The 21,520-nt window shown below is 56.1% G+C and carries 21 protein-coding genes; 8 read left to right on the top strand and 13 right to left on the bottom strand.

Annotated features, from left to right (window positions below):
- Positions 1-128 precede the first annotated feature (128 nt).
- From cpxP to ACB496_RS22025, 6 genes are all read left to right on the top strand, one after another.
- Positions 129-629 carry a cell-envelope stress modulator CpxP gene (gene cpxP, locus ACB496_RS22050; protein WP_100778361.1) on the top strand — a complete coding sequence of 167 codons (501 nt, stop codon included), beginning with the start codon at positions 129-131 and terminating at the stop codon, positions 627-629.
- Positions 630-782: 153 nt separating this feature from the next.
- Positions 783-1,688: a CDF family cation-efflux transporter FieF gene (gene fieF, locus ACB496_RS22045; RefSeq protein WP_102105683.1), complete on the top strand. Its 906-nt coding sequence runs from the start codon at positions 783-785 to the stop codon at positions 1,686-1,688.
- Between the two features lie 175 nt (positions 1,689-1,863).
- Entirely contained in the window at positions 1,864-2,826 is a 963-nt protein-coding gene (pfkA, locus tag ACB496_RS22040; protein ID WP_100778363.1) for a 6-phosphofructokinase, read from the top strand.
- Positions 2,827-3,038: 212 nt separating this feature from the next.
- Positions 3,039-4,028: a sulfate ABC transporter substrate-binding protein gene (locus tag ACB496_RS22035; RefSeq protein ID WP_102105682.1), complete on the top strand. Its 990-nt coding sequence runs from the start codon at positions 3,039-3,041 to the stop codon at positions 4,026-4,028.
- A 105-nt stretch (positions 4,029-4,133) separates the two neighbouring features.
- On the top strand, positions 4,134-4,877 hold the full coding sequence (locus ACB496_RS22030) for a CDP-diacylglycerol diphosphatase (RefSeq protein WP_371973799.1): 744 nt from the start codon (positions 4,134-4,136) through the stop codon (positions 4,875-4,877).
- 73 nt (positions 4,878-4,950) lie between these two features.
- Positions 4,951-6,255 carry an SLC13 family permease gene (locus ACB496_RS22025; RefSeq protein ID WP_371973797.1) on the top strand — a complete coding sequence of 435 codons (1,305 nt, stop codon included), beginning with the start codon at positions 4,951-4,953 and terminating at the stop codon, positions 6,253-6,255.
- Between the two features lie 81 nt (positions 6,256-6,336).
- On the opposite strand, the gene tpiA is transcribed toward ACB496_RS22025, so the two are convergent.
- Complete coding sequence (tpiA, locus tag ACB496_RS22020) at positions 6,337-7,104, bottom strand: triose-phosphate isomerase (protein ID WP_100778367.1); 768 nt, start codon at positions 7,102-7,104, stop codon at positions 6,337-6,339.
- A 111-nt stretch (positions 7,105-7,215) separates the two neighbouring features.
- Positions 7,216-7,806 carry a DUF1454 family protein gene (locus ACB496_RS22015; protein WP_100778368.1) on the bottom strand — a complete coding sequence of 197 codons (591 nt, stop codon included), beginning with the start codon at positions 7,804-7,806 and terminating at the stop codon, positions 7,216-7,218.
- Positions 7,807-7,918: 112 nt separating this feature from the next.
- Here ACB496_RS22015 and ACB496_RS22010 point away from each other — a divergent pair, with 112 nt between their 5' ends.
- Positions 7,919-8,338, top strand: coding sequence for a DUF805 domain-containing protein (locus ACB496_RS22010; RefSeq protein WP_100778369.1), 420 nt, complete (start codon positions 7,919-7,921; stop codon positions 8,336-8,338).
- Here the strand turns inward: ACB496_RS22010 and fpr are convergent, their stop codons facing one another.
- The 4 genes from fpr to ACB496_RS21990 form a co-directional block, all read right to left on the bottom strand.
- Positions 8,339-9,085 (bottom strand): ferredoxin--NADP(+) reductase, encoded by a 747-nt coding sequence (fpr, locus tag ACB496_RS22005; RefSeq protein WP_123429945.1) that lies wholly within the window; start codon positions 9,083-9,085, stop codon positions 8,339-8,341.
- A gap of 96 nt (positions 9,086-9,181) precedes the next feature.
- A complete protein-coding gene (gene glpX, locus ACB496_RS22000; protein WP_181827030.1) occupies positions 9,182-10,192 on the bottom strand; it encodes a class II fructose-bisphosphatase in 1,011 nt (336 codons plus the stop codon).
- A gap of 99 nt (positions 10,193-10,291) precedes the next feature.
- The gene (glpK, locus tag ACB496_RS21995) at positions 10,292-11,800 is read right to left on the bottom strand and encodes a glycerol kinase GlpK (protein ID WP_100778372.1); all 1,509 of its coding nucleotides are present in this window, start codon (positions 11,798-11,800) and stop codon (positions 10,292-10,294) included.
- Between the two features lie 21 nt (positions 11,801-11,821).
- Positions 11,822-12,667: an MIP/aquaporin family protein gene (locus ACB496_RS21990; protein ID WP_100778373.1), complete on the bottom strand. Its 846-nt coding sequence runs from the start codon at positions 12,665-12,667 to the stop codon at positions 11,822-11,824.
- A 393-nt stretch (positions 12,668-13,060) separates the two neighbouring features.
- Here ACB496_RS21990 and zapB point away from each other — a divergent pair, with 393 nt between their 5' ends.
- Positions 13,061-13,306, top strand: coding sequence for a septal ring assembly protein ZapB (zapB, locus tag ACB496_RS21985; RefSeq protein WP_100778374.1), 246 nt, complete (start codon positions 13,061-13,063; stop codon positions 13,304-13,306).
- A gap of 111 nt (positions 13,307-13,417) precedes the next feature.
- On the opposite strand, the gene rraA is transcribed toward zapB, so the two are convergent.
- The 7 genes from rraA to priA all read right to left on the bottom strand — a co-directional run bounded on the left by rraA (position 13,418) and on the right by priA (position 21,412).
- Positions 13,418-13,903, bottom strand: coding sequence for a ribonuclease E activity regulator RraA (gene rraA / locus ACB496_RS21980; RefSeq protein ID WP_100778375.1), 486 nt, complete (start codon positions 13,901-13,903; stop codon positions 13,418-13,420).
- A 92-nt stretch (positions 13,904-13,995) separates the two neighbouring features.
- Entirely contained in the window at positions 13,996-14,916 is a 921-nt protein-coding gene (menA, locus tag ACB496_RS21975) for a 1,4-dihydroxy-2-naphthoate polyprenyltransferase (RefSeq protein WP_371973793.1), read from the bottom strand.
- A 67-nt stretch (positions 14,917-14,983) separates the two neighbouring features.
- On the bottom strand, positions 14,984-16,315 hold the full coding sequence (hslU, locus tag ACB496_RS21970) for an HslU--HslV peptidase ATPase subunit (protein ID WP_100778377.1): 1,332 nt from the start codon (positions 16,313-16,315) through the stop codon (positions 14,984-14,986).
- Positions 16,316-16,324: 9 nt separating this feature from the next.
- The gene (gene hslV / locus ACB496_RS21965; protein ID WP_100778378.1) at positions 16,325-16,855 is read right to left on the bottom strand and encodes an ATP-dependent protease subunit HslV; all 531 of its coding nucleotides are present in this window, start codon (positions 16,853-16,855) and stop codon (positions 16,325-16,327) included.
- A 92-nt stretch (positions 16,856-16,947) separates the two neighbouring features.
- Entirely contained in the window at positions 16,948-17,967 is a 1,020-nt protein-coding gene (gene ftsN, locus ACB496_RS21960) for a cell division protein FtsN (RefSeq protein WP_100778379.1), read from the bottom strand.
- A gap of 93 nt (positions 17,968-18,060) precedes the next feature.
- On the bottom strand, positions 18,061-19,086 hold the full coding sequence (gene cytR / locus ACB496_RS21955; RefSeq protein WP_371973790.1) for a DNA-binding transcriptional regulator CytR: 1,026 nt from the start codon (positions 19,084-19,086) through the stop codon (positions 18,061-18,063).
- A 130-nt stretch (positions 19,087-19,216) separates the two neighbouring features.
- The gene (priA, locus tag ACB496_RS21950; protein ID WP_371973788.1) at positions 19,217-21,412 is read right to left on the bottom strand and encodes a primosomal protein N'; all 2,196 of its coding nucleotides are present in this window, start codon (positions 21,410-21,412) and stop codon (positions 19,217-19,219) included.
- Positions 21,413-21,520: the final 108 nt, after the last annotated feature.

The raw sequence follows: 21,520 nt of genomic DNA, 5'->3' as shown, positions 1-21,520 counted from the left end.
AAATTACGACATCAAGGCTATCTAATCCATGACTTTACGTTGTTTTACACCCCCTGACGCATGTTTGCAGCCCGAATCGTAAACTAGCTCTCGTTGAATCGCGACACGAAAGATTTTGGGAGCAAGTGATGCGCAAAGTTACCGCTGCCGTCATGGCCTCAACACTGGCGTTTAGTGCTCTTAGCCAGGCTGCTGGAGTCATCACCGGCGATAACGGTCCCTCGGCAGAGGGTATTACGCAGCACAGTGGCCAAAGCAATATGTTTGACGGCATAAGTTTAACCGAACATCAGCGTCAACAGATGCGAGATCTGATGCACAGGGCACGACACGATCGACTCCCTGTTAATGTTAGCGAAATGGAGACAATGCATCGCCTTGTCACCGCAGAAAATTTTGACGAAAGCGCTGTGCGCGCTCAGGCAGAAAAGATGGCGCAGGAACAAGTTGCCCGCCAGGTCGAAATGGCCAGGGTCCGCAACCAGATGTTCCACCTGCTATCGCCCGAGCAGCAAGCGGTTTTGAACGACAAACATCAGCAACGTATGGATCAGTTGCGTGAGGTTGCCCGGATGCAACAAAGCTCTGAGATAAAGCTTTTTAGTAGCAATACCCGTAGTAACCAGTAGACCCTGTTTTCCTTGCCATAGACACCATCCCTGTCTTCCCCCTCATGATGAGGGGGTTTTTTTTGCCCTTCATTCAAGTTTGTTAACCGTTTATTCATCCTTTGACTCCTTTTCCATCCGTTATACTAGCGGCATGGCATGACAGGAGTGTTTATGAATCAATCCTATGGCCGGCTGGTGAGCCGCGCCGCAATCGCCGCGACGGTTATGGCGTCGTGTTTGCTGATCATCAAAATCTTTGCGTGGTGGTATACCGGCTCGGTCAGTATTCTGGCCGCGCTCGTGGATTCGCTGGTGGATATCGCGGCATCCCTTACCAATCTGCTGGTGGTGCGCTATTCCCTGCAACCGGCGGATGAAGAGCATACGTTTGGCCACGGAAAAGCGGAATCGCTGGCGGCGCTGGCGCAAAGTATGTTTATTTCCGGCTCGGCGCTGTTCCTGTTTTTGACCGGTATCCAGCATCTGGCGTCACCGACGCCGATGAACGATCCGGGCGTTGGGGTTATCGTTACCGTTATCGCACTTATTAGCACAATTGTTCTGGTAACTTTCCAGCGCTGGGTGGTTCGCCGAACGCAAAGTCAGGCAGTACGGGCAGATATGCTTCATTATCAGTCTGATGTTATGATGAATGGCGCGATTCTTATTGCGCTCGGACTGGCGTGGTACGGATGGCATCGTGCCGACGCATTGTTCGCGTTAGGGATTGGGGTTTATATTTTATACAGCGCTTTACGCATGGGTTATGAAGCAGTGCAATCGCTTCTGGACCGCGCGCTGCCCGATGCCGAACGCGCAGAGATCTTTGAAATCGTGACCTCCTGGCCCGGCGTCAGTGGTGCTCACGATCTTCGTACGCGGCAGTCAGGGCCGACCCGCTTTATTCAGATTCATTTAGAAATGGAAGACAATTTACCGCTCGTTCAAGCGCATTTAGTGGCTGAGCAGGTAGAGCAGGCGATTTTGCAGCGTTTCCCGGGCTCGGACGTGATTATTCACCAGGACCCCTGCTCAGTCGTCCCCAGGGAAGGCAAAGGACATTTTGAGCTTTCGTAATTCGTTGTAAAAAAGTGAGCCAGGCCAGCATTTTGTGGATAAATTACCGCCATTGGGTCTGACCTGAATCAATTCAGCTGGAAGTGATTGATATACTATTTGCAGTATTGGTTGGTCGAATAGACGTCTTCCGGCAACAGATTTCATTTTTGCATTCCTAAGTTCAGAGGTAGTCATGATTAAGAAAATCGGTGTGTTGACAAGCGGCGGTGATGCGCCTGGCATGAACGCAGCCATTCGTGGGGTTGTTCGCGCGGCGTTGACGGAAGGTCTGGAAATTTTTGGCGTATATGACGGTTACCTGGGTCTGTACGAAGACCGCATGGTTCAGCTGGATCGCTATAGCGTATCCGACATGATTAACCGTGGCGGTACTTTCCTCGGTTCTGCGCGTTTCCCGGAGTTCCGTGAAGAGCACATCCGTGAAGTGGCTATTGAGAACATGAAAAAACGCGGCCTGGACGCGCTGGTTGTTATCGGCGGTGACGGCTCGTATATGGGTGCAAAACGTCTGACTGAAATGGGCTTCCCTTGCATCGGTCTGCCGGGCACCATCGACAACGACATCAAAGGCACCGACTACACCATCGGCTTCTTTACTGCCCTGGGTACTGTCGTTGAAGCAATTGACCGTCTGCGTGACACCTCTTCATCTCACCAGCGTATCTCTATCGTAGAAGTGATGGGCCGCTACTGTGGCGACCTGACCCTGGCGGCAGCGATTGCGGGCGGCTGCGAGTTCATCGTGGTGCCGGAAGTAGAATTCAGCCGCGAAGACCTGGTTAACGAAATCAAAGCAGGCATCGCGAAAGGGAAGAAACACGCGATCGTTGCTATCACCGAGCACATCTGTGACGTTGACGAGCTGGCGAAATACATCGAAACCGAAACCAAACGCGAAACCCGCGCTACGGTTCTGGGCCACATCCAGCGCGGTGGCTCCCCAGGTCCATACGACCGTATCCTGGCTTCCCGTATGGGCGCATATGCGATCGATCTGCTGCTGCAGGGCCACGGCGGCCGTTGCGTCGGTATTCAGAACGAGAAACTGGTTCACCATGACATCATCGACGCGATTGAAAACATGAAGCGTCCGTTCAAAGGTGACTGGCTGGACTGCGCGAAAAAACTGTACTGATTCGGCCTGATATCCTCACGCCAGCCCTCTCCCGTCGGGAGAGAGGGTGAAAGAACGAAAAACGGTAATCTTCGGATTACCGTTTTGCTTTTCCTGCCTGCTGAACATTTTTTATTCCACTCAGTTATAGCCAATCTTTTTTTATTCTTTAATCATTGGTTCGCTTTCTGGCACGCTGCATTCATCAAACACAACACAATGAGAGTTGGAAGATGAATAAATGGGGCGTGGGGTTAACTTTATTGCTGGCATCGTCCAGCGTTCTGGCAAAGGATATCCAGTTACTGAACGTGTCGTACGATCCGACGCGTGAGCTTTACGATCAATACAACAAAGCCTTTGCGGCACACTACAAACAAGAAACCGGCGATAACGTGGTGATTCGCCAGTCTCACGGCGGCTCAGGCAAACAGGCGACTTCTGTCATCAACGGCATTGAAGCGGACGTGGTCACTCTGGCGCTGGCCTATGACGTCGATGCCATTGCTGAACGTGGTCGTATTGATAAGAACTGGATCAAACGCCTGCCGGACAACTCTGCGCCGTATACCTCCACCATCGTGTTCCTGGTGCGTAAAGGCAACCCGAAACAGATTCATGACTGGAATGATTTGATCAAACCAGGCGTGTCTGTCATCACCCCGAACCCGAAAAGCTCAGGCGGCGCACGCTGGAACTACCTGGCAGCGTGGGGCTACGCTCTGCATCACAACAACGGCGATCAGGCTAAAGCGCAGGATTTCGTCAAATCCCTGTTTAAAAACGTCGAAGTGCTGGACTCCGGTGCGCGCGGCTCGACCAATACCTTCGTTGAGCGCGGCATTGGCGACGTGCTGATTGCATGGGAAAACGAAGCGCTGCTGGCGACTAACGAGCTGGGCAAAGACAAGTTTGAAATCGTAACCCCGAGCGAATCGATTCTGGCTGAACCGACGGTTTCCATCGTCGACAAAGTGGTCGAGAAGAAAGATACCAAAGCGGTGGCAGAAGCTTACCTGAAGTATCTCTACTCCCCGGAAGGCCAGGAGATCGCCGCGAAGAACTTCTATCGTCCACGCGATGAGGCTGTGGCGAAGAAATATGACAGCGCGTTCCCGAAACTGAAGCTGTTCACCATCGACGAGGAGTTTGGCGGCTGGGCGAAAGCGCAGAAAGAGCACTTCTCTAACGGCGGCACTTTCGACCAGATCAGCAAACGCTAATCAACGCATGACACGGTGGCCCGGCGCGAGAAATCCGCCGGGCTTTTTTATTTGGTCATGTTTTTGCGTTACTCTTTCGCCTCTGACGACAACAGGGAACGCGTAATGAAAAAACTGATGGTCTTGATGGCGGTCGCCATTCTCCTCGCCGCAGGCGGCTGGATCTGGATAAAATCCGGCAATCCGGACGCGTTACGCCATATCGTTCTCGACCAGTGCCTGCCAAATCAGCTGAATAACCGCCAGCCAGCGCCCTGTGCGCAGGTGAAACCGGACGCCGGTTATGTGGTCTTCAAAGACCGCAACGGGCCGCTACAGTATCTCCTGATGCCCACCTACCGCATCAACGGCACCGAAAGCCCGCTGCTCACCGAGCCGCAAACGCCGAATTTCTTCTGGCTGGCTTGGCAGTCGCGCAATTTTATGAGCATGAAACGCGGCGCGGATGTGCCTGACAGCGCCGTCTCCCTGACCATCAACTCCCCGACCGGGCGCACGCAAAATCATTTCCACATCCATATCTCCTGCCTGCGTCCCGATGTGCGCGAAAAGCTCAATGCGCATCAGGGGGAAATCAGCACTCAATGGCTGCCTTTCCCGGGTGGGCTGGAAGGGCATGAATATCTGGCGCGACGGGTGACAGAAAATGAGCTGGTGCAGCGTAGCCCGTTTATGATGCTGGCCGACGAAATGCCGCAAGCGCGCGAGCACATGGGCCGCTTTGCGCTGGCGATGGCCCAGCAGTCCGACGGGTCATTTGTGCTGCTGGCAACGGAGCGCAATCTGCTGACGCTTAACCGCGCTTCCGCTGAGGAATTGCAGGATCATCAATGTCATATCCTCCAGTGACCCCACCATAAATAGCGTTTACTCGCGCTGCCTGTCGCCGTAGACTTGCTGAAAAAATCTACAGGAGACAGGCATGTCGCTCTGGTTTGCTCACCCTCTGTTTCTGCCCTCGGCTATCGTTGGCGTCACCATCGTGCTGTGGGCCACCTCGCTCCTGCCGGAATTTATCACCGCGCTGCTGTTCTTCACTGCGGCGATGACCGCCAAAATCGCGCCACCGGACGTCATTTTCGGCGGCTTTGCCTCATCTGCATTTTGGCTGGTGTTCAGCGGCTTTGTGCTTGGCGTCGCGATCCGCAAAACCGGGCTGGCGGACAGGGCCGCGCGGGCGCTCTCGGCGAAACTCACTGACTCGTGGCCGCTGATGGTGGCAAGCGTGGTGTTGCTGAGCTATGCCCTGGCGTTCGTGATGCCATCAAACATGGGGCGCATCGCGCTGCTGATGCCGATTGTGGCGGCGATGGCGAAGCGGGCCAGCATTGCGGACGGCTCGCGGGCGTGGTTTGGCCTGGCGCTGGCGGTCGGATTCGGTACTTTTCAGCTTTCTGCGACCATCCTTCCCGCTAACGTGCCCAATCTGGTGATGAGCGGCGCGGCGGAAGGCTCTTACGGCATTCACCTGAACTACGTGCCCTACCTGCTGCTGCACACGCCGGTGCTCGGCATTCTCAAAGGACTGATTCTGATTGGCCTGATCTGCTGGCTGTTCCCTGGCTCGCCAAAACCCGCGCGGGAGCTTGCGCCAGCCGCCCCAATGGGGCGCGATGAGAGGCGCCTGGCGTGGCTGCTGGCGGTAGTGCTGGTGATGTGGGTGACGGAGAGCTGGCACGGCGTAGGCCCGGCCTGGACGGGGCTGGCGGCGTCTGTGATCGTCATGCTGCCGCGCTTTGGCTTTATTACCGGTGAAGAGTTTTCGGCCGGGGTGAATATGCGCACTTGTATCTATGTGGCAGGGATTCTGGGGCTGGCGATCACCGTGACGCAAACGGGCATCGGCAGCGCCGTCGGGGAGGCGTTGCTGCGCCTGATGCCGCTCGATGCGGATAAGCCGTTTACCAGTTTTATCGCCCTGACCGGCATCACCACGGCGCTAAATTTCATCATGACCGCCAACGGCGTTCCGGCGCTCTATACCACGCTTGCGCAGAGTTTCTCGGATGCGACGGGTTTCCCGCTGCTGTCGGTGATTATGATTCAGGTGCTGGGGTATTCCACGCCGCTACTGCCGTATCAGGCGTCGCCGATCGTGGTGGCGATGGGGCTTGGGAAAGTGCCTGCGAAAGCAGGAATGTTGCTGTGTCTGGCGCTGGCGGTGGCAACCTGGCTGGTGCTACTGCCGCTGGATTATTTGTGGTTCAGCGTGCTCGGACAGCTGTAAAAAAGCCCGGTGGCGACGAGCGCTTACCGGGCCTGGCATTTTGTCGGGCGGATAGCGAAACGCCACCCGTCACAACGGCAATTACGCCTGTTTAGCGGCTTCTGCTGCTTTAACGATCACCGCGAAAGCGTCTGCTTTCAGGGATGCGCCGCCAACCAGTGCGCCGTCGATGTCAGGCTGGGTGAACAGCTCTGCCGCGTTAGATGCGTTGACGGAACCGCCGTACTGGATGATCACTTGCTCAGCCACTTTCGCGTCGGCTTTAGCAATGTGGTCACGGATAAATTTGTGAACAGCCTGTGCCTGCGCTGGGGTGGCAGATTTGCCGGTACCGATCGCCCAGACTGGCTCGTAAGCGATAACCACGCCTTCGAACGCTGCTGCGCCCTGCGTTTTCAGCACGGCGTCGATCTGACGTGCGCAAACTTCTTCCGTTTTGCCTGCTTCGTTTTCGGCTTCAGTTTCACCGATGCACAGAACCGGGGTCAGACCCTGCTCTTTCAGCACAGCGAATTTCTTGGCGATGAACTCGTCGGACTCTTTGTGGTAAGTACGACGCTCAGAGTGGCCGATGATGATGTACTGTGCGCCGATGTCTTTCAGCATTTCTGCAGAGGTTTCACCGGTGAATGCGCCAGACAGGTTAACGTCAACGTTCTGCGCGCCCAGCACGATGTGGCTGCCGTCAGCGGCGTGTTTAGCCAGATCCAGATAGATGTCTGGTGGAGCGATCGCTACCGCACAGCCGGTCACGCCAGCCAGCTCTTTACGCAGATTAGCAATCAGCTCGTTTACCATGTGGCGGCTGCCGTTCAGTTTCCAGTTACCCATCACTAAAGGATGTCGCATTTCAATTCTCCACGCTAAAAAAGCGAATTAAGGATTATGGCCGCCCGTGAGAGCAGCATGGTCTGTGAATCAGTATAGAGATTTTCCCTCGAAAGGCTTTGCTTTTTGTCATTAATTCGCCCCTCCGAGTGCGTCAGATAGCGCCAGCTTAATCGGTTCAACAGCGAAGGTCAGTCCCTTTTCACCGTTATCTGCGACCACATAGCGAATCGCGCCTTCCGTTTCGGCGTAGTAGCGCTTGTTTTTGCCGCTGGTCAGCAGTTTTTGCAGCTTTTGCTGGCTCTGTGCTTTGGTCAGACTCGGGGTGAAGGCGCGCAAAATGGCGCTCATGTACTCCAGCGCTTTGGCTTTCGCGGCTTTTTGTTCTGGCCCCTGAATCGGCAGCCAGGTGATTTGCATGCTTTTGATTTTCAGCGTGCCGCGCTCCAGCGCCGTGGAGGCGTACAGGTTTTCGTTAATTTTGCTCGCGGCGCGCGTCAGGGTTGGCGTATCCCGCGCGCTGTCGATGGCGCGGAACTCGCCCAGCGCGAGCTTCGGGTTTTCTTTGTTGAAGGCTTCGCGAAACTGGCTGATCGACTGATCAAACGATGGCGCGCCCTGCAGAAGGTAAGGTGCCGTTGCGGGGGCATCGGCGGCGAACAGGGAAAAGCTGGCACTCAGCAGGGTGAAACACAGCCAAAAAGGATAAGCCCAACTTTTCATCAACATTGTCCCTGAACGTAACTGTTCATGATTAAAACGATATCTGGTCTGCTTGTCAAAAAGTCACCACTCCAGGGTAAACTACGCGGCATACGATAATAAGGAACCTTACATGACCATACAGCAGTGGTTGTTTTCATTCAAAGGGCGTATCGGACGCCGTGATTTTTGGATCTGGATTGGTACGTGGATTGTCGCGATGCTGGTGCTTTTCGGCCTCGCCTATAACAACTGGTTAGGCACCCAAACGGCGGCGTTTGCGCTGGTGTGTCTGCTCTGGCCGACGGCGTCGGTTATTGTCAAACGTCTGCACGATCGTGGCCGGTCCGGCCTGTGGGCGTTGCTGGTGATTCTGGCGTGGATGCTGCTGGCGGGGAACTGGTCGATGTTGCCGTCAATTCTTCCGTGGGTGGTAGGAAAACTGATCCCGACCGTCATCTTTGTGATGACGATTATCGACCTGGGCGCGTTTGTCGGCACCCAGAGCGAGAATAAATACGGTAAAGACACGCTGGAAGTGAAGTTCCGCTGATTACCAGTAGTGTTCGGCAGTCATATGGCCCGGTCGGCGACGCAAGTGTTTGGTCATCTGCCGGGAGTCTTTCAGCAACTGCTGGGTGTCGCGCACCATCTGCGGGTTACCGCATAGCATCACGTGGCTGTTTTCGGTGTTCATCGTCAGGCCGACAGCCGCTTCAAGCTCTCCGCTCTCAATCAGCGCCGGAACGCGTCCGGTCAGCGAACCTTCTGCCGTTTCGCGGCTCACCACGGTCTGGATTTTCAGCTTCCCTTCGTAACGCGTCTCCAGCGCCTGCATCAGCGGGAGATAGCTCAGGTCGGCGGCATACCGCGCGGCATGGACCAGCACGATGTTTTTGAAACGCTCCAGATCTCTCCCGTACTGCAAAATCGACAGATAAGGGCCGATGGCGGTGCCGGTCGCCAGCATCCACAGGGTGTCGCAGTCCGGGATTTCGTCCAGCACAAAGAAACCTGCTGCTTCGCTAACAATCTGAATCTCATCGCCCGGTTTCAGCGCCGCCAGTCGCGGGCTTAATTTGCCGTCTGGCACTGTGACCAGGTAAAACTCCAGATCCGGATTATCAGGCGCATTCACGTAAGAGTAGGCGCGCTGCACGCGCTCGCCGTCAATCTCCAGCCCCAGCTTGGCAAACTGCCCGGCCGTAAATGGGTGAATGGGGGCATGCACGGTGAGGCTAAATAGTGCATCGGTCCAGAATTCTACCTTTGTGACTTTTCCAGTTACCCACTCCGCCATGATGTTCTCCTGAGCTGTTTTCTTACGCTATCTTCCATTCTTGCGAGAGAGATTTCCAGCCTGCTGCGGCTGGAAAGCTCATTAGAACAAATTGTCTTACAGAATGTGCGTCTGTACGTTCGGGTCTTTGCGATCGAGATAGTGAATCGACTGAATGCGGCGGATGGTGCGTGATTTACCGCGAATCAGCAGGGTTTCGGTGGTCGCCATATTGCCCTTGCGGGTGATTCCGTCCAGCAGATCGCCTTTGGTGATACCAGTGGCCGAGAAGATGACGTTATCGCTGCGCGCCATTTCGTCCAGACGCAGCACTTTATTGGCTTCGATGCCCATCGCTTTACAGCGCGCCAGTTCGTCTTCACCGATACGACGGTTCTCTGCGTTGTCGCCTTTGACATCGTGACGTGCCAGCAGACGGCCCTGCATATCGCCATCCAGCGCGCGAATCACGGCGGCTGACACTACGCCTTCCGGTGCGCCGCCGATGCCGTAGAGGACATCCACTTCGCTGTCTGGCATACAGGTCAGAATTGACGCTGCTACGTCGCCATCCGGGATAGCAAACACGCGCACGCCCAGCTGCTGCATATGCGCGATGGTGGCGTCGTGGCGCGGCTTCGCCAGAATAGTGACCGTGAGTTCGCTCAGCGGTTTACCCAGCGCAGCGGCGACGTTACGCAGGTTATCTTCCAGCGGCAGGTTGAGATCGATAGCGCCTTTTGCGCCCGGACCGACAATCAGCTTTTCCATGTACATATCTGGCGCGTTGAGGAAGCAGCCTTTATCGCCGACGGCCAGGACTGCCAGCGCGTTAGCCTGGCCCATGGCTGTCATGCGCGTACCTTCGATCGGGTCGACGGCGATATCCACCGCGTCGCCGTTGCCGGTACCGACTTTTTCGCCAATGAAGAGCATCGGCGCTTCGTCGATCTCGCCTTCGCCGATGACGATGGTGCCGTCAATATTGACCTGGTTGAGCATAATGCGCATCGCGTGGACGGCAGCGCCGTCAGCGATATTTTTATCGCCACGGCCTAACCATTTGTAGCCCGCCAGGGCGGCGGCTTCGGTTACGCGGGAAAATTCGATAGCAAGTTCACGTCTCATCAGATACTCATGCAGTCAAAAGGAATTGCACGAAGTTTATCACAGAGTGGGGGAGGGTGCGGTTTGATGCCCTCTCCGGGGGGAGAGGGCAGATAAGGCTTATTCGTCGTGATCTTCCCACGCCAGAGCGCGTTTTACCGCTTTTTTCCAGCCACTGTAGCGAACGTTACGCTCGGTGGTTTCGATGCCTGGGCGGAATTCACGTTCGATCACCGCTTTCTCCTGCAGCTCGTCAAGATTCTGCCAGAAGCCAACCGCCAGACCGGCCAGATACGCCGCACCCAACGCCGTCACTTCGCGGACTTCCGGGCGCTCAACGCGAGTGCCCAGAATGTCGGACTGGAACTGCATCAGGAAGTTATTCGCAACAGCACCACCGTCCACGCGCAGGGCGTGCAGACGGATGCCGGAGTCTGCCTGCATCGCTTCCAGGACATCGCGCGTCTGATAGGCGATGGATTCCAGCGTGGCGCGAATGATGTGGTTCGAGTTCACACCACGCGTCAGGCCGAAGATGGCACCACGAGCATACGGGTCCCAGTAGGGCGCGCCGAGACCCGTGAACGCGGGCACCACGTACACGCCGTTGGTGTCTTTCACTTTGGTCGCGAAATATTCGGAATCGAACGCATCGCTGATCAGCTTCATCTCGTCGCGCAGCCACTGAATGGACGCGCCCGCCATGAATACCGCGCCTTCCAGCGCATAGTTCACTTCACCTTTCGGACCGCAGGCGATGGTGGTCAGCAGGCCGTTGTCGGATTTCACCGCTTTCTCGCCGGTGTTCATCAGCATAAAGCAGCCGGTACCGTAGGTGTTTTTCGCCATCCCTTCTTTCACGCACAGCTGGCCAAACAGGGCCGCCTGCTGGTCACCGGCGATACCGGAGATGGGAATACGCGTGCCGCCTTTACCGCCAATGTTGGTCTGGCCGTAAACTTCGGAGGACTTGCGTACGTCCGGCAGCATGGCGCGAGGGATATCCAGCGCGTCCAGCATCTTGTCATCCCACTCAAGGGTGTTGATGTTGAACATCATGGTACGCGAGGCGTTAGTGTAGTCGGTGACGTGTACGCGTCCCTGGGTCATTTTCCAGATAAGCCAGGTGTCCACGGTGCCGAAAAGCAGTTCGCCGCGTTTTGCGCGCTCGCGGGAGCCTTCCACGTGGTCCAGAATCCACTTCACTTTGGTGCCGGAGAAGTACGGGTCCACCACCAGACCGGTGGCGTTGCGGATGTACTCTTCCATGCCGTCGCGCTTGAGCTTCTCGCAGATCTCCGCTGTGCGGCGGCACTGCCAGACGATGGCGTTGTAGATCGGTTTGCCGGTTTCGCGTTCCCAGACAATCGCCGTTTCACGCTGGTTGGTGATACCAATTGCGGCAATTTCGTCGGAGCTGATGTCGGCTTTCGCCAGCACTTCGACCAGGGTGGAGCTTTGGGTGGCCCAGATTTCCATCGGGTCGTGCTCAACCCAGCCTGGCTTCGGATAAATTTGTTCGAATTCGCGCTGCGACACGCTGACGATATTCGCGTCATGATCCATTACGACAGCGCGGGAGCTGGTAGTGCCCTGGTCGAGCGCAACGATATATTTTTTGTCGGTCATAGTATGTGTCCCGTAGTCAGATTACAGCGAAGCATTTTGTTGTGTGGCAGAGGTCGTTTCCTTCTCTTCTTCCACACAGGTGTCGCACGGTAAGTGGCGACCAATTAATTTACGATAGCCGAATGCACCCAGCGCAGCCCCTACAATCGGGCCAAACAGCGGCACCAGGAAGTAAGGAATATCTTTCCCACCGGTGAAGGCAACATCGCCCCAGCCAGCGAAGAACGCGAAGGTTTTCGGTCCAAGGTCACGCGCCGGGTTCATCGCAAAGCCGGTCAGCGGCCCCATGGATGCGCCGATTACTGCAATCAGCAGGCCGATCAGCAGCGGTGCCAGCGGGCCACGCGGAATGCCGTTGCCGTCATCGCCCAGCGCCATAATGACGCCCATCAGAATAGCGGTAATCACCATTTCAACCGCGAACGCCTGCACAAAATTGATATGTGGGTTCGGATACGTGGAGAAGATACCGGCCAGATCAAGACTTTCGACGCTGCCGCGCACCATATGATGCGTCTGTTCGAAGTCGATGAAAAGATTGTAATAAAGCCCGTAAACTAACGCCGCTGCGCAAAAGGCGCCGGCAAATTGCGAAATGATGAAAGGGACAACTTTGCGTTTGTCGAAGCACGCGAACAGCCACAGCGCGATGGTCACCGCCGGGTTAAGATGTGCGCCGGAAACCCCTGCGGTCAGGTAGATGGCCATCGCCACACCCAGACCCCAGATAATGCTGATTTCCCACTGGCCAAACGTGGCACCCGCCACTTTCAGTGCAGCGACACAGCCTACCCCGAAGAAAATCAACAACCCGGTACCAAGGAACTCGGCGATGCACTGGCCTTTTAAGGTTGATGTCTGACTCATAATCGGAATCCTGAAGAAAGATGAATGTTATTGTTAGCGCAGCGACTGAGCGGCCACGATGTCCTGTAGACATGGTGTTAATTTATCGTTAACGAGCAAAAACGAGAAATATCGAAATCAAAATGTGTGTGCTGCGTCAATAAAATGAGCGTTATCGCGCCATAAAGCGCATTTTTGCATCATTTTGCAAATGAGAGCTGAATCATTTCATTAACTAAAGTATTAACAATTTAGGGGTATATGCAGCGAACGCACCAGGACCAGGCCGAAAAGTGTTGCAAACCGCAATCTGCGCGGTGTGCCGCTGGACAGGGACGGCGGCGCTCCATACAATCGACAACTATATGTCGTGCGCGTTTTCGTTAAAGCGTCGCCTTGCAATTCAGGAGAGGTATGACCATGTCATTAGAAGTGTTTGAGAAACTGGAATCGAAAGTACAGCAGGCGATTGACACCATCACGCTGCTGCAGATGGAAATTGAAGAGCTGAAAGAGAAAAACAATTCGCTGTCGCAGGAAGTGCAGGCTGCACAACATGGCCGCGAAGAGCTCGAGCGCGAAAACAGCCAGCTGCGTGAGCAGCAGAACGGCTGGCAGGATCGTCTGCAGGCGCTGTTAGGGCGTATGGAAGAAGTTTAATTCCCCGTCCTCTTTCGCGCCGTAGCGGCTTTGCTATCGCGCGAAATCGTCAGGGGAAGGGTGACGCAGAAAAGTAGGCCGGGTAAGCGTAAACGCCACCCGGCTTTTTTATTACTCGATATCCAGCGGATCTTCGGAAAGGATAATCCCGGTATTGTCGGCGTAGAGATGGTCGCCCGAGAAGAAGGTTACGCCGCCGAAGTTGACGCGCACGTCACTTTCGCCGATGCCGTCACCCGCCGCGCCGACCGGAATCGCCGCGATGGCCTGGATGCCCAAATCCAGCTCTTCGAGATCGTCCACCTGACGCACCGCGCCATATACCACCAGACCTTCCCACTCGTTTTGCACGGCGAGACGGGCAAGGTCGGCATCGATTAACGCACGACGCATAGAACCCCCGCCATCGACCAGCAGAATGCGACCACGGCCGTTCTGTTCGAGAAGTTCATACAGCAACCCATTATCCTCGAAACATTTTACCGTGATGATCTGTCCGCCAAACGATGACCGTCCTCCAAAGTTGGAGAACAGCGGTTCCACGACGTTGACATCTTCCTGGTAGATGTCACAAAGCTCGGAAGTATCGTATTTCATAGGTTTAATGTCTGGTTGCTGCGAATGTGTTCAGTATATCGCGCGAAACGCATTGTTGGCAAAATCATCAATTGTTAATTGATATTTGTCAGTTAACCGATCGTCTGGCTTAACACAATTCCGATGACAAACAACAGGTTAGTCAGCAGCGCGCCTTTTACCGTGCGTTCGAGCATCGGCGGCATCGCGGCAGGACTCATCTCATGCATCACGAAACGGGCCTGTTTAATCAGCAGCGGTGCGGCCAGGACGAACAGCCAGCCCCAGATGCTGTGCAGTGAAATCAGGTTAAACAACGCCAGGCAGACCAGTGCACCCATCAGCAGAGCGGCGTGATAGCGACGCGCGTTGACCGGGCCTAAGCGCACTGCGAGGGTGTTTTTGCCGTTCAGACGGTCGCTGTCGATATCGCGCAGATTATTGATGTTCAATACTGCCGTCGCCAGTAAACCGCAGGCGGTGGCCGGCAGGAAAATGGCCGGGATCAGCGTGTGTGCCTGCAGATACCAGCTCCCCATGACGCTCAGCCAGCCGAAAAACACCAGCACGGAGATATCACCCAGGCCAATGTAACCGTAGGGACGCGTACCCACGGTGTAAGTGATTGCCGCCACGATAGCCAGCCCGCCCAGCACCATAAAGCCGATGAAATCCGCGGTGGTTTTACAGGCCACTGACACCAGCGACAGACCCGACAGACAGATCAGCACCACGGTGATAACCAGCGCGCGCTTCATCTGCGCCTGAGTAATCACCCCTTTTTGCATTCCGCGCAGCGGCCCGATACGGTCGGGTTTATCGCTGCCTTTCACCGCATCGCCATAGTCATTGGCGAGATTTGAGAGGATTTGCAGCAAACCGGCCGTGATAAGCGCCAGCCCGGCGACCAGCGGATCGAAATACCCCTGCCACCATGCCAGTGCGGAGCCAACGACGATGGCAGCGAATGCCAAAGGTAAGGTCTTAGGACGCAGGCTTTCCAGCCACGCCTGAGTACGGCTGATATCAGTCATAGTATTTAGCCAATAAAAATGGGGGCAGTAGCCCCCATCAATGATGATGAAATTACATTAAGCGCGATTATAGGATAAAACGGCTCAGATCTTCATCTGCCACTAACGCATCCAGATGTTTACTCACATAATCTGCATCAATGGTAATACTTTGACCGTTCAGATCGCTGGCTTCATAAGAGATATCTTCCACCAGACGCTCCAGCACCGTATGCAGACGACGCGCACCGATGTTCTCGGTGGTTTCGTTCACCTGCCACGCGGCCTGTGCGATGCGTTTGATACCGTCTTCGGTGAACTCAATGTTCACGCCTTCGGTCGCCATCAGCGCTTTGTACTGCACGGTGATGGAGGCATTTGGCTCGGTCAGGATGCGCTCGAAATCTTCGGTGGTGAGCGCCTGCAGCTCAACGCGAATTGGCAGACGGCCCTGCAGTTCCGGGATTAAATCGGAAGGCTTAGCCACCTGGAATGCGCCAGATGCGATAAACAGGATGTGGTCGGTTTTGACCATGCCGTGTTTGGTCGATACGGTACAGCCCTCAACCAGCGGCAGCAGGTCGCGCTGAACGCCTTCGCGGGACACGTCCGGGCCGTTGGATTCGCCGCGCTTACAGATTTTGTCGATTTCATCGATGAACACGATACCGTGCTGTTCAACCGCGTCGATAGCGTCTTGTTTCAGCTCTTCCGGGTTCACCAGTTTTGCCGCTTCTTCTTCGATCAGCAGCTTCATCGCGTCTTTGATTTTCAGCTTACGCGGTTTTTGCTTCTGGCCGCCCAGGTTCTGGAACATGGACTGCAGCTGGCTGGTCATCTCTTCCATGCCCGGAGGGGACATGATTTCGACACCCATAGGTGCCGCGGCGAGATCGATTTCAATCTCTTTGTCGTCCAGCTCTCCTTCACGCAGTTTTTTGCGGAAGGACTGGCGCGCCGCAGAAGGCTCAGCCGGTTGCTCGGACTGTCCCCAGTTATTTTTCGCCGGTGGGATCAGCACGTCGAGAATGCGCTCTTCCGCCATCTCTTCAGCGCGGTAGCGGTTTTTCTCGATCGACTGAATGCGCACCATTTTAATCGCAGAGTCGGTCAGATCGCGGATGATGGAATCCACTTCTTTCCCCACGTAGCCCACTTCGGTGAACTTGGTGGCTTCGACTTTGATGAACGGCGCGTTGGCGAGTTTCGCCAGACGACGGGCGATTTCGGTTTTACCGACACCGGTCGGGCCGATCATCAGAATGTTTTTTGGCGTCACTTCATGGCGCAGCTCTTCGTCGAGCTGCATGCGGCGCCAGCGGTTACGCAGGGCAATGGCAACGGAGCGTTTCGCGTTATCCTGGCCAATGATGTGCTTGTTCAGCTCGCTGACAATTTCGCGTGGGGTCATTTCAGACATGGGAGATCCTTACGCTTTAGAGTTCAATTCTTCGATGGTATGGAAGTGGTTGGTGTAGATGCAGATATCACCTGCAATACCCAACGCCTTCTCGGCAATTTCGCGGGCGCTCAGTTCGGTATTTTCCAGCAGAGCGCGCGCTGCGGCCTGGGCGTAAGGACCGCCGGAGCCGATAGCAATCAGATCGTTTTCTGGCTGAACGACGTCGCCATTACCGGTAATGATCAGCGACGCGTTTTCATCGGCAACGGCCAGCAGCGCTTCAAGTTTGCGCAGCATGCGGTCTGTACGCCAGTCTTTCGCCAGCTCAACGGCGGCTTTGACCAGATGGCCCTGATGCATTTCCAGTTTACGTTCAAACAGTTCAAACAGCGTAAAGGCGTCAGCGGTGCCGCCAGCGAAACCGGCGATCACTTTGTCGTTATACAGACGGCGAACTTTCTTCACGTTGCCTTTCATGACGGTATTACCCAGCGTGGCCTGGCCGTCGCCGGCAATTACCACATGGCCGTTACGGCGTACACTTACAATTGTTGTCACGAGCAGACCCCCTGGTTACAAATTGGGAACAGATACCCCGAGCCTGTGCTCGGGGCTGAATAGAATGATAGATGGGGGGGATTTTGGGGGTTTCAACCCCCAGAAGCGAGTCGAATGCAGTTTGTGTGGCCGGCGATCTTCAGACGGCTAATGGTCCCATCGGCATTATCTTTGCCTTTGACCGGGCCAATGACCACGCGATTCCAGCCGTTATTGGTGGTAATGCGTGAATCAAATCCTTCGAACGCGAGCTGGGCGCGCACGGTTTCGGCCTGCTCGGCACCTTTAAACGAACCGCACTGAACCATCCAGCGGCGCTCATCTTTTTTCTCTGCCGTCTGCTTCGGTGCCTCGGTTGCCTGTGCCACCGGTGCGCTCTGCTGTGGCTGCGCTTTAGGCTGCTGCGCGGCGGTATGCGCAGGCGTTTGCAGCAGATCCTGATACGGCTGAGTCGACGTCGCCGGTTTTTGCGTTTGCGTTTTCGGCGGCTGTTGAACTGGCTGAGTCTGCACCGTACGCGTTTGTTGCTGCGGCTGCTGATACGGTTGTTCCGTCACGCGCGGCTGCGTACGAGGCTGCTGCACTGGCTGTGTTTGCGTCCACTGCTGCTGTTGTTGCTGTTGCACTTGCTGCTGAACCTGGCGCTGACGTTGCAGGGTTTGCTGGCGCTGCTGCGGCGTCTGTTCATTCCACGGTACTTCGTTCAGCTGAGTTGGCTGCTGGCGCATGTCGGCCTGCATCTGGGCCAGCAGCTGGCGTTGTTCGTTGGTCAGCTGATCGGCGTTTTTCACTTCGCCACCGGCGGAAGGCTCAGTGGGCGCACGCACACCCGGCTGACGGCTCTCCAGCTCTTTGATATAGCGCCAGCGCTCTTCCGGTTTTGGCGGCAAACCATTGCCTACGACCTTGTTGCCCTGAAGGGCTTCAGCATCTTCTTTCTTGTGGTGAGTAATAAAGTACAGACCACCGATGAAGGCCACCAGAACGGCGGCAGCAATCGCGACCATTGCTGGCGAGACAGAGGGCAGGCTACGCTGCTTGCTCCGTGAGGTGCTCTTTTTGCGTCGCGAAGGTGCCGGCTGGCCGCGACGTACATAATCTCGTTGTGCCACTATCGTTTCGCTGTATTTATTCGTTCGTCAGCCCGCCATGTTACTTAAGCGGCGGGCCTTTGACCAGATAAGGGAGTCTGAAAGACATTTACTTTAAGTAAGCGCCTGTGTGGAGCCTCGAATGATCAGCTCGCAATCGAGTAAACGCGAGCCGCTGCTGACCGTTTGACCGTGCAGCTGATCGAGAAGCAAGAGCATCGCTTCGCGGCCGATGTCGTAGCGCGGCTGTGCGACCGTCGAGAGCGGCGGATCGCAAAACTCGGAGAGCGAAATGTTATCGAAGCCAATGATCGACAAGTCTTTTGGCACCCGCAGACCGCGACGTTTGGCGTAGGACAATGCGCCTAGTGCCATCACATCACTGTGACAGAACACGGCGGTTGGCGGCTCTGGTTGCGCGAGTAATTTTTCCAGCGCGAGGCCACCGGCTTCGAGGGTGAAATCGCCACGGGCGATGTAATGTGGATCGACCGTCACACCCGCGCGACGCAGCGCCTGAACGTAACCCTGCAGGCGATAGTGGCACAGCGGCATCTCTTCCGGCCCGGCGATACAGCCAATGCGCTTATGCCCCAGCTCCTGAAGATAATTCACGGCGTTAAAGGCGGCGGTGAGGTTATCGATGTGGACGGTCGGCAGCTCCAGTTCTGGCGCGAACTCGTTCGCCATTACCATCGGCGGCAGATTGCGCTGTTCTTCGATACTGGCATCAAACGGCAGGCGCGAGCCGAGCAGTAGCATGCCGTCGATCTGCTTGGTGATAATCAGGTCAATAAAGGTTTTTTCTTGCTGATTCTGGTGGGCACAATCGCCGATCAGCACCAGATAGCCTTGTTTCGCAGCGGTCACTTCAATGCCACGGATTATTTCGCTGAAGAAGGGATCGCAAATATCCGGCACGATAACCAGAATTGTACGCGATTCGTTACGCTTTACATTACGCCCCATTGCTTGCGGCAAATAGCCCACTTCCAGCGCCGCCTGCTCGACGCGATTGCGCGTCGCCTGAGAGACTTTATCCGGGTTCATTAATGCGCGGGACACCGTTGCCGTGGATACTTTGGCTCTCTGGGCAACGTCTTTCATGGTCGCCGAAGCAACCTCTTTCCTGGACTTCAACGTCTTCTCCTCGCAGGACCACCGAACTTCTGACGCATCCATTTTTACAGATAGTTTGTGGAAGCGGTTACAGAATTTTCATAAAAAGTGTGAGGTGCGTTAAATTTTTCGATCACTCTCGCAGCAATCGTTAACCTTCAATCGGATCGACGTCGAGAACCCACTTCACTTTGCGCGCCTCGGGCAGGGTATTGATCAGCGCCAGCGTGCCGCTGATGACGTGTTGCAGACGTACACGCGACGGGTGCTGGAGCAGAATCTGCCAGCGATAGCGGCCACCGCGTTTAGGGGCCAGCGCCGGGACCGGGCCTAATATCCACAGCTGATTGTCCACCAGCGGGCTGGCCTGCAGCAGATTGCGAAGCTGCTGCAGGAAAAGTGGGGCCTGCTGATTGTTATGATCTTCAGCGCGGATAATCACATGGCTGGTCCACGGCGGCAGCTGCAGGGTCTGACGCTCGGCCAGCGCCTGCTCGGCAAACGCGTCGTAGCCTTTATGCAGCAAGGTTTGCAGCAGCGGATGTTCAGGATGATGGGTTTGCAGCACCACTTCGCCCTGTTTTCCGGCACGTCCGGCGCGGCCTGCAACCTGGGTATAGAGCTGGGCAAAGCGCTCGGCGGAACGGAAATCGGCGGAGAACAGTGCGCCATCTACATCCAGCAATGCCACCAGCGTCACGTCCGGGAAGTGATGGCCTTTGGCCAGCATTTGCGTACCAATCAGAATACGCGCACCGCCGCGATGCACTTCGGCCAGCTGTTGTTCCAGCGCCCCTTTACGGCTGGTGGTATCGCGATCGATACGCGACAGCGGTACGCCGGGGAAGAACGGCGCGAGCGCCTGTTCAAGCTGCTCGGTACCCAGACCCACAGGCACCATATGCGTGGAGCCGCACGACGGGCACTGGCGCGGCACCGGGCGCTGGCTGTCACAGTGGTGGCAGCGCAGATGATGCTGCGCCTGGTGCAGGGTGTAGTAGTGATCGCAGCGCGGGCACTCGGCAATCCAGCCGCAGTCGTGGCACAGCAGCGTCGGCGCGAACCCACGGCGGTTCAGGAACAGAATCACCTGGTTGTCGGCCTGTAAATGCTGACGCATACGGCTGATGAGCGCGGGAGCCAGCCCCGCCTGCACCGGCTGACCTTTCAGATCCAGCACGTGCTGCGTCGCCGGGCGTGCATTTCCCGCGCGGCGCGTCAGACGCAGCATGTGATATTTGCGCTGACGCACGTTGTGCAGCGTTTCCAGCGCAGGCGTTGCTGAGCCAAGAATAATCGGAATCTGTTCGCTGTGCGCCCGATACACCGCCAGATCGCGAGCATGATAACGCCAGCCTTCCTGCTGCTTATAGGAGCTGTCGTGCTCTTCGTCGATCACGATGACGCCAAGATTTTTAAAGGGTGTAAAGAGGGATGAACGGGTGCCAATCACAATTGCGGCCTCACCGTTTTTGGCTTTCAGCCAGGCGCTGAGGCGCTCGGTGTCGTTTAAACCGGAGTGCAGCACCTCCACCGGGGCGTTAAAGCGTTCGCGAAAACGGGCGATAGTTTGTGGCGTGAGGCCGATTTCCGGCACCATCACCAGCGCCTGTTTGCCCTGAGCGAGCACGTTTTCGAGAATGCTCAGATAGACTTCAGTCTTACCGGACCCGGTGACGCCCGCGAGTAACCAGGCAGAGAAACGGTCGGAGGCGCTGTGAATGGCCCCTACGGCGGTGGCCTGCTCGGTGTTAAGACGCAGGCGGTCGCCCGCCACGGAAAACCCGGTGCGCCAGTCCACCAGCGCCGGGGATTCGCTGGCCAGCTCGCACAGACCTTTCTTGCGTAACCCTTGCAGCGCCGCGTCGTTAAAATCCAGGTCAGTCACCTGATGACGCCAAATCCTTCCCTGACGCAGCGCGGCAAGCGCCTGCTGCTGTTTAGGAGAGCGCTTAAGGCTGTTAATATCCACGGCCTGGCCCTGCTCGGTGGCAAACCAGTACCACATCGCCGCGTGGCTGGCGCTTTTGCCCTGACGCAGCAGAATCGGCAGGGCGTGGAACAGCACGTCGCCAATCGGGTGATGATAATAATCAGCGGCCCACAGCAGCAGTCGCCAGACACTGGACGAGTAAACTGGCTCGTCGTCCAGAACTTCGACCACGGCTTTCAGTTCGTTGAGGGGCAGCTCGCTTTTATCGCTTACTGATACTACGATCCCGACGCGCTGCTGCTTACCAAAGGGCACGCTCACGCGACAGCCCGCTTTGACGCTCATGCTGTCGGGCAGCAGATAGTCAAAGGTGCGGGGAAGCGGAACGGGCAGGGCAACGTGAGCGACGGGCATCGAATCTTCCTGACTTGAAAAGTGGCGCGTTAGTATACACATTAGTTGCTGTAGGCGTGCGGATCAGTTTGCATACGCTGGTTGAATTCTGTATGATTCGCCGCCTTT

This window comes from Lelliottia nimipressuralis (genome assembly GCF_041464075.1).
Classification (GTDB): domain Bacteria; phylum Pseudomonadota; class Gammaproteobacteria; order Enterobacterales; family Enterobacteriaceae; genus Enterobacter; species Enterobacter nimipressuralis.
Note: the sequence above shows the minus strand (reverse complement) of the source record. Positions and strands in the feature narration are given on the sequence as shown.

Coding starts and splice junctions, on each gene's coding strand:
- ACB496_RS22030 (WP_371973799.1), top strand. CDS start 4,134: ATGAAAAAACTGATGGTCTTGATGGCGGTCGCCATTCTCCTCGCCGCA.
- ACB496_RS21990 (WP_100778373.1), bottom strand. CDS start 12,667: ATGAGTCAGACATCAACCTTAAAAGGCCAGTGCATCGCCGAGTTCCTT.
- fpr (WP_123429945.1), bottom strand. CDS start 9,085: ATGGCGGAGTGGGTAACTGGAAAAGTCACAAAGGTAGAATTCTGGACC.
- fieF (WP_102105683.1), top strand. CDS start 783: ATGAATCAATCCTATGGCCGGCTGGTGAGCCGCGCCGCAATCGCCGCG.
- ACB496_RS22035 (WP_102105682.1), top strand. CDS start 3,039: ATGAATAAATGGGGCGTGGGGTTAACTTTATTGCTGGCATCGTCCAGC.
- hslU (WP_100778377.1), bottom strand. CDS start 16,315: ATGTCTGAAATGACCCCACGCGAAATTGTCAGCGAGCTGAACAAGCAC.
- ACB496_RS22015 (WP_100778368.1), bottom strand. CDS start 7,806: ATGAAAAGTTGGGCTTATCCTTTTTGGCTGTGTTTCACCCTGCTGAGT.
- cpxP (WP_100778361.1), top strand. CDS start 129: ATGCGCAAAGTTACCGCTGCCGTCATGGCCTCAACACTGGCGTTTAGT.
- ACB496_RS22010 (WP_100778369.1), top strand. CDS start 7,919: ATGACCATACAGCAGTGGTTGTTTTCATTCAAAGGGCGTATCGGACGC.
- glpX (WP_181827030.1), bottom strand. CDS start 10,192: ATGAGACGTGAACTTGCTATCGAATTTTCCCGCGTAACCGAAGCCGCC.
- menA (WP_371973793.1), bottom strand. CDS start 14,916: ATGACTGATATCAGCCGTACTCAGGCGTGGCTGGAAAGCCTGCGTCCT.
- priA (WP_371973788.1), bottom strand. CDS start 21,412: ATGCCCGTCGCTCACGTTGCCCTGCCCGTTCCGCTTCCCCGCACCTTT.
- glpK (WP_100778372.1), bottom strand. CDS start 11,800: ATGACCGACAAAAAATATATCGTTGCGCTCGACCAGGGCACTACCAGC.
- zapB (WP_100778374.1), top strand. CDS start 13,061: ATGACCATGTCATTAGAAGTGTTTGAGAAACTGGAATCGAAAGTACAG.
- pfkA (WP_100778363.1), top strand. CDS start 1,864: ATGATTAAGAAAATCGGTGTGTTGACAAGCGGCGGTGATGCGCCTGGC.
- rraA (WP_100778375.1), bottom strand. CDS start 13,903: ATGAAATACGATACTTCCGAGCTTTGTGACATCTACCAGGAAGATGTC.
- tpiA (WP_100778367.1), bottom strand. CDS start 7,104: ATGCGACATCCTTTAGTGATGGGTAACTGGAAACTGAACGGCAGCCGC.
- ACB496_RS22025 (WP_371973797.1), top strand. CDS start 4,951: ATGTCGCTCTGGTTTGCTCACCCTCTGTTTCTGCCCTCGGCTATCGTT.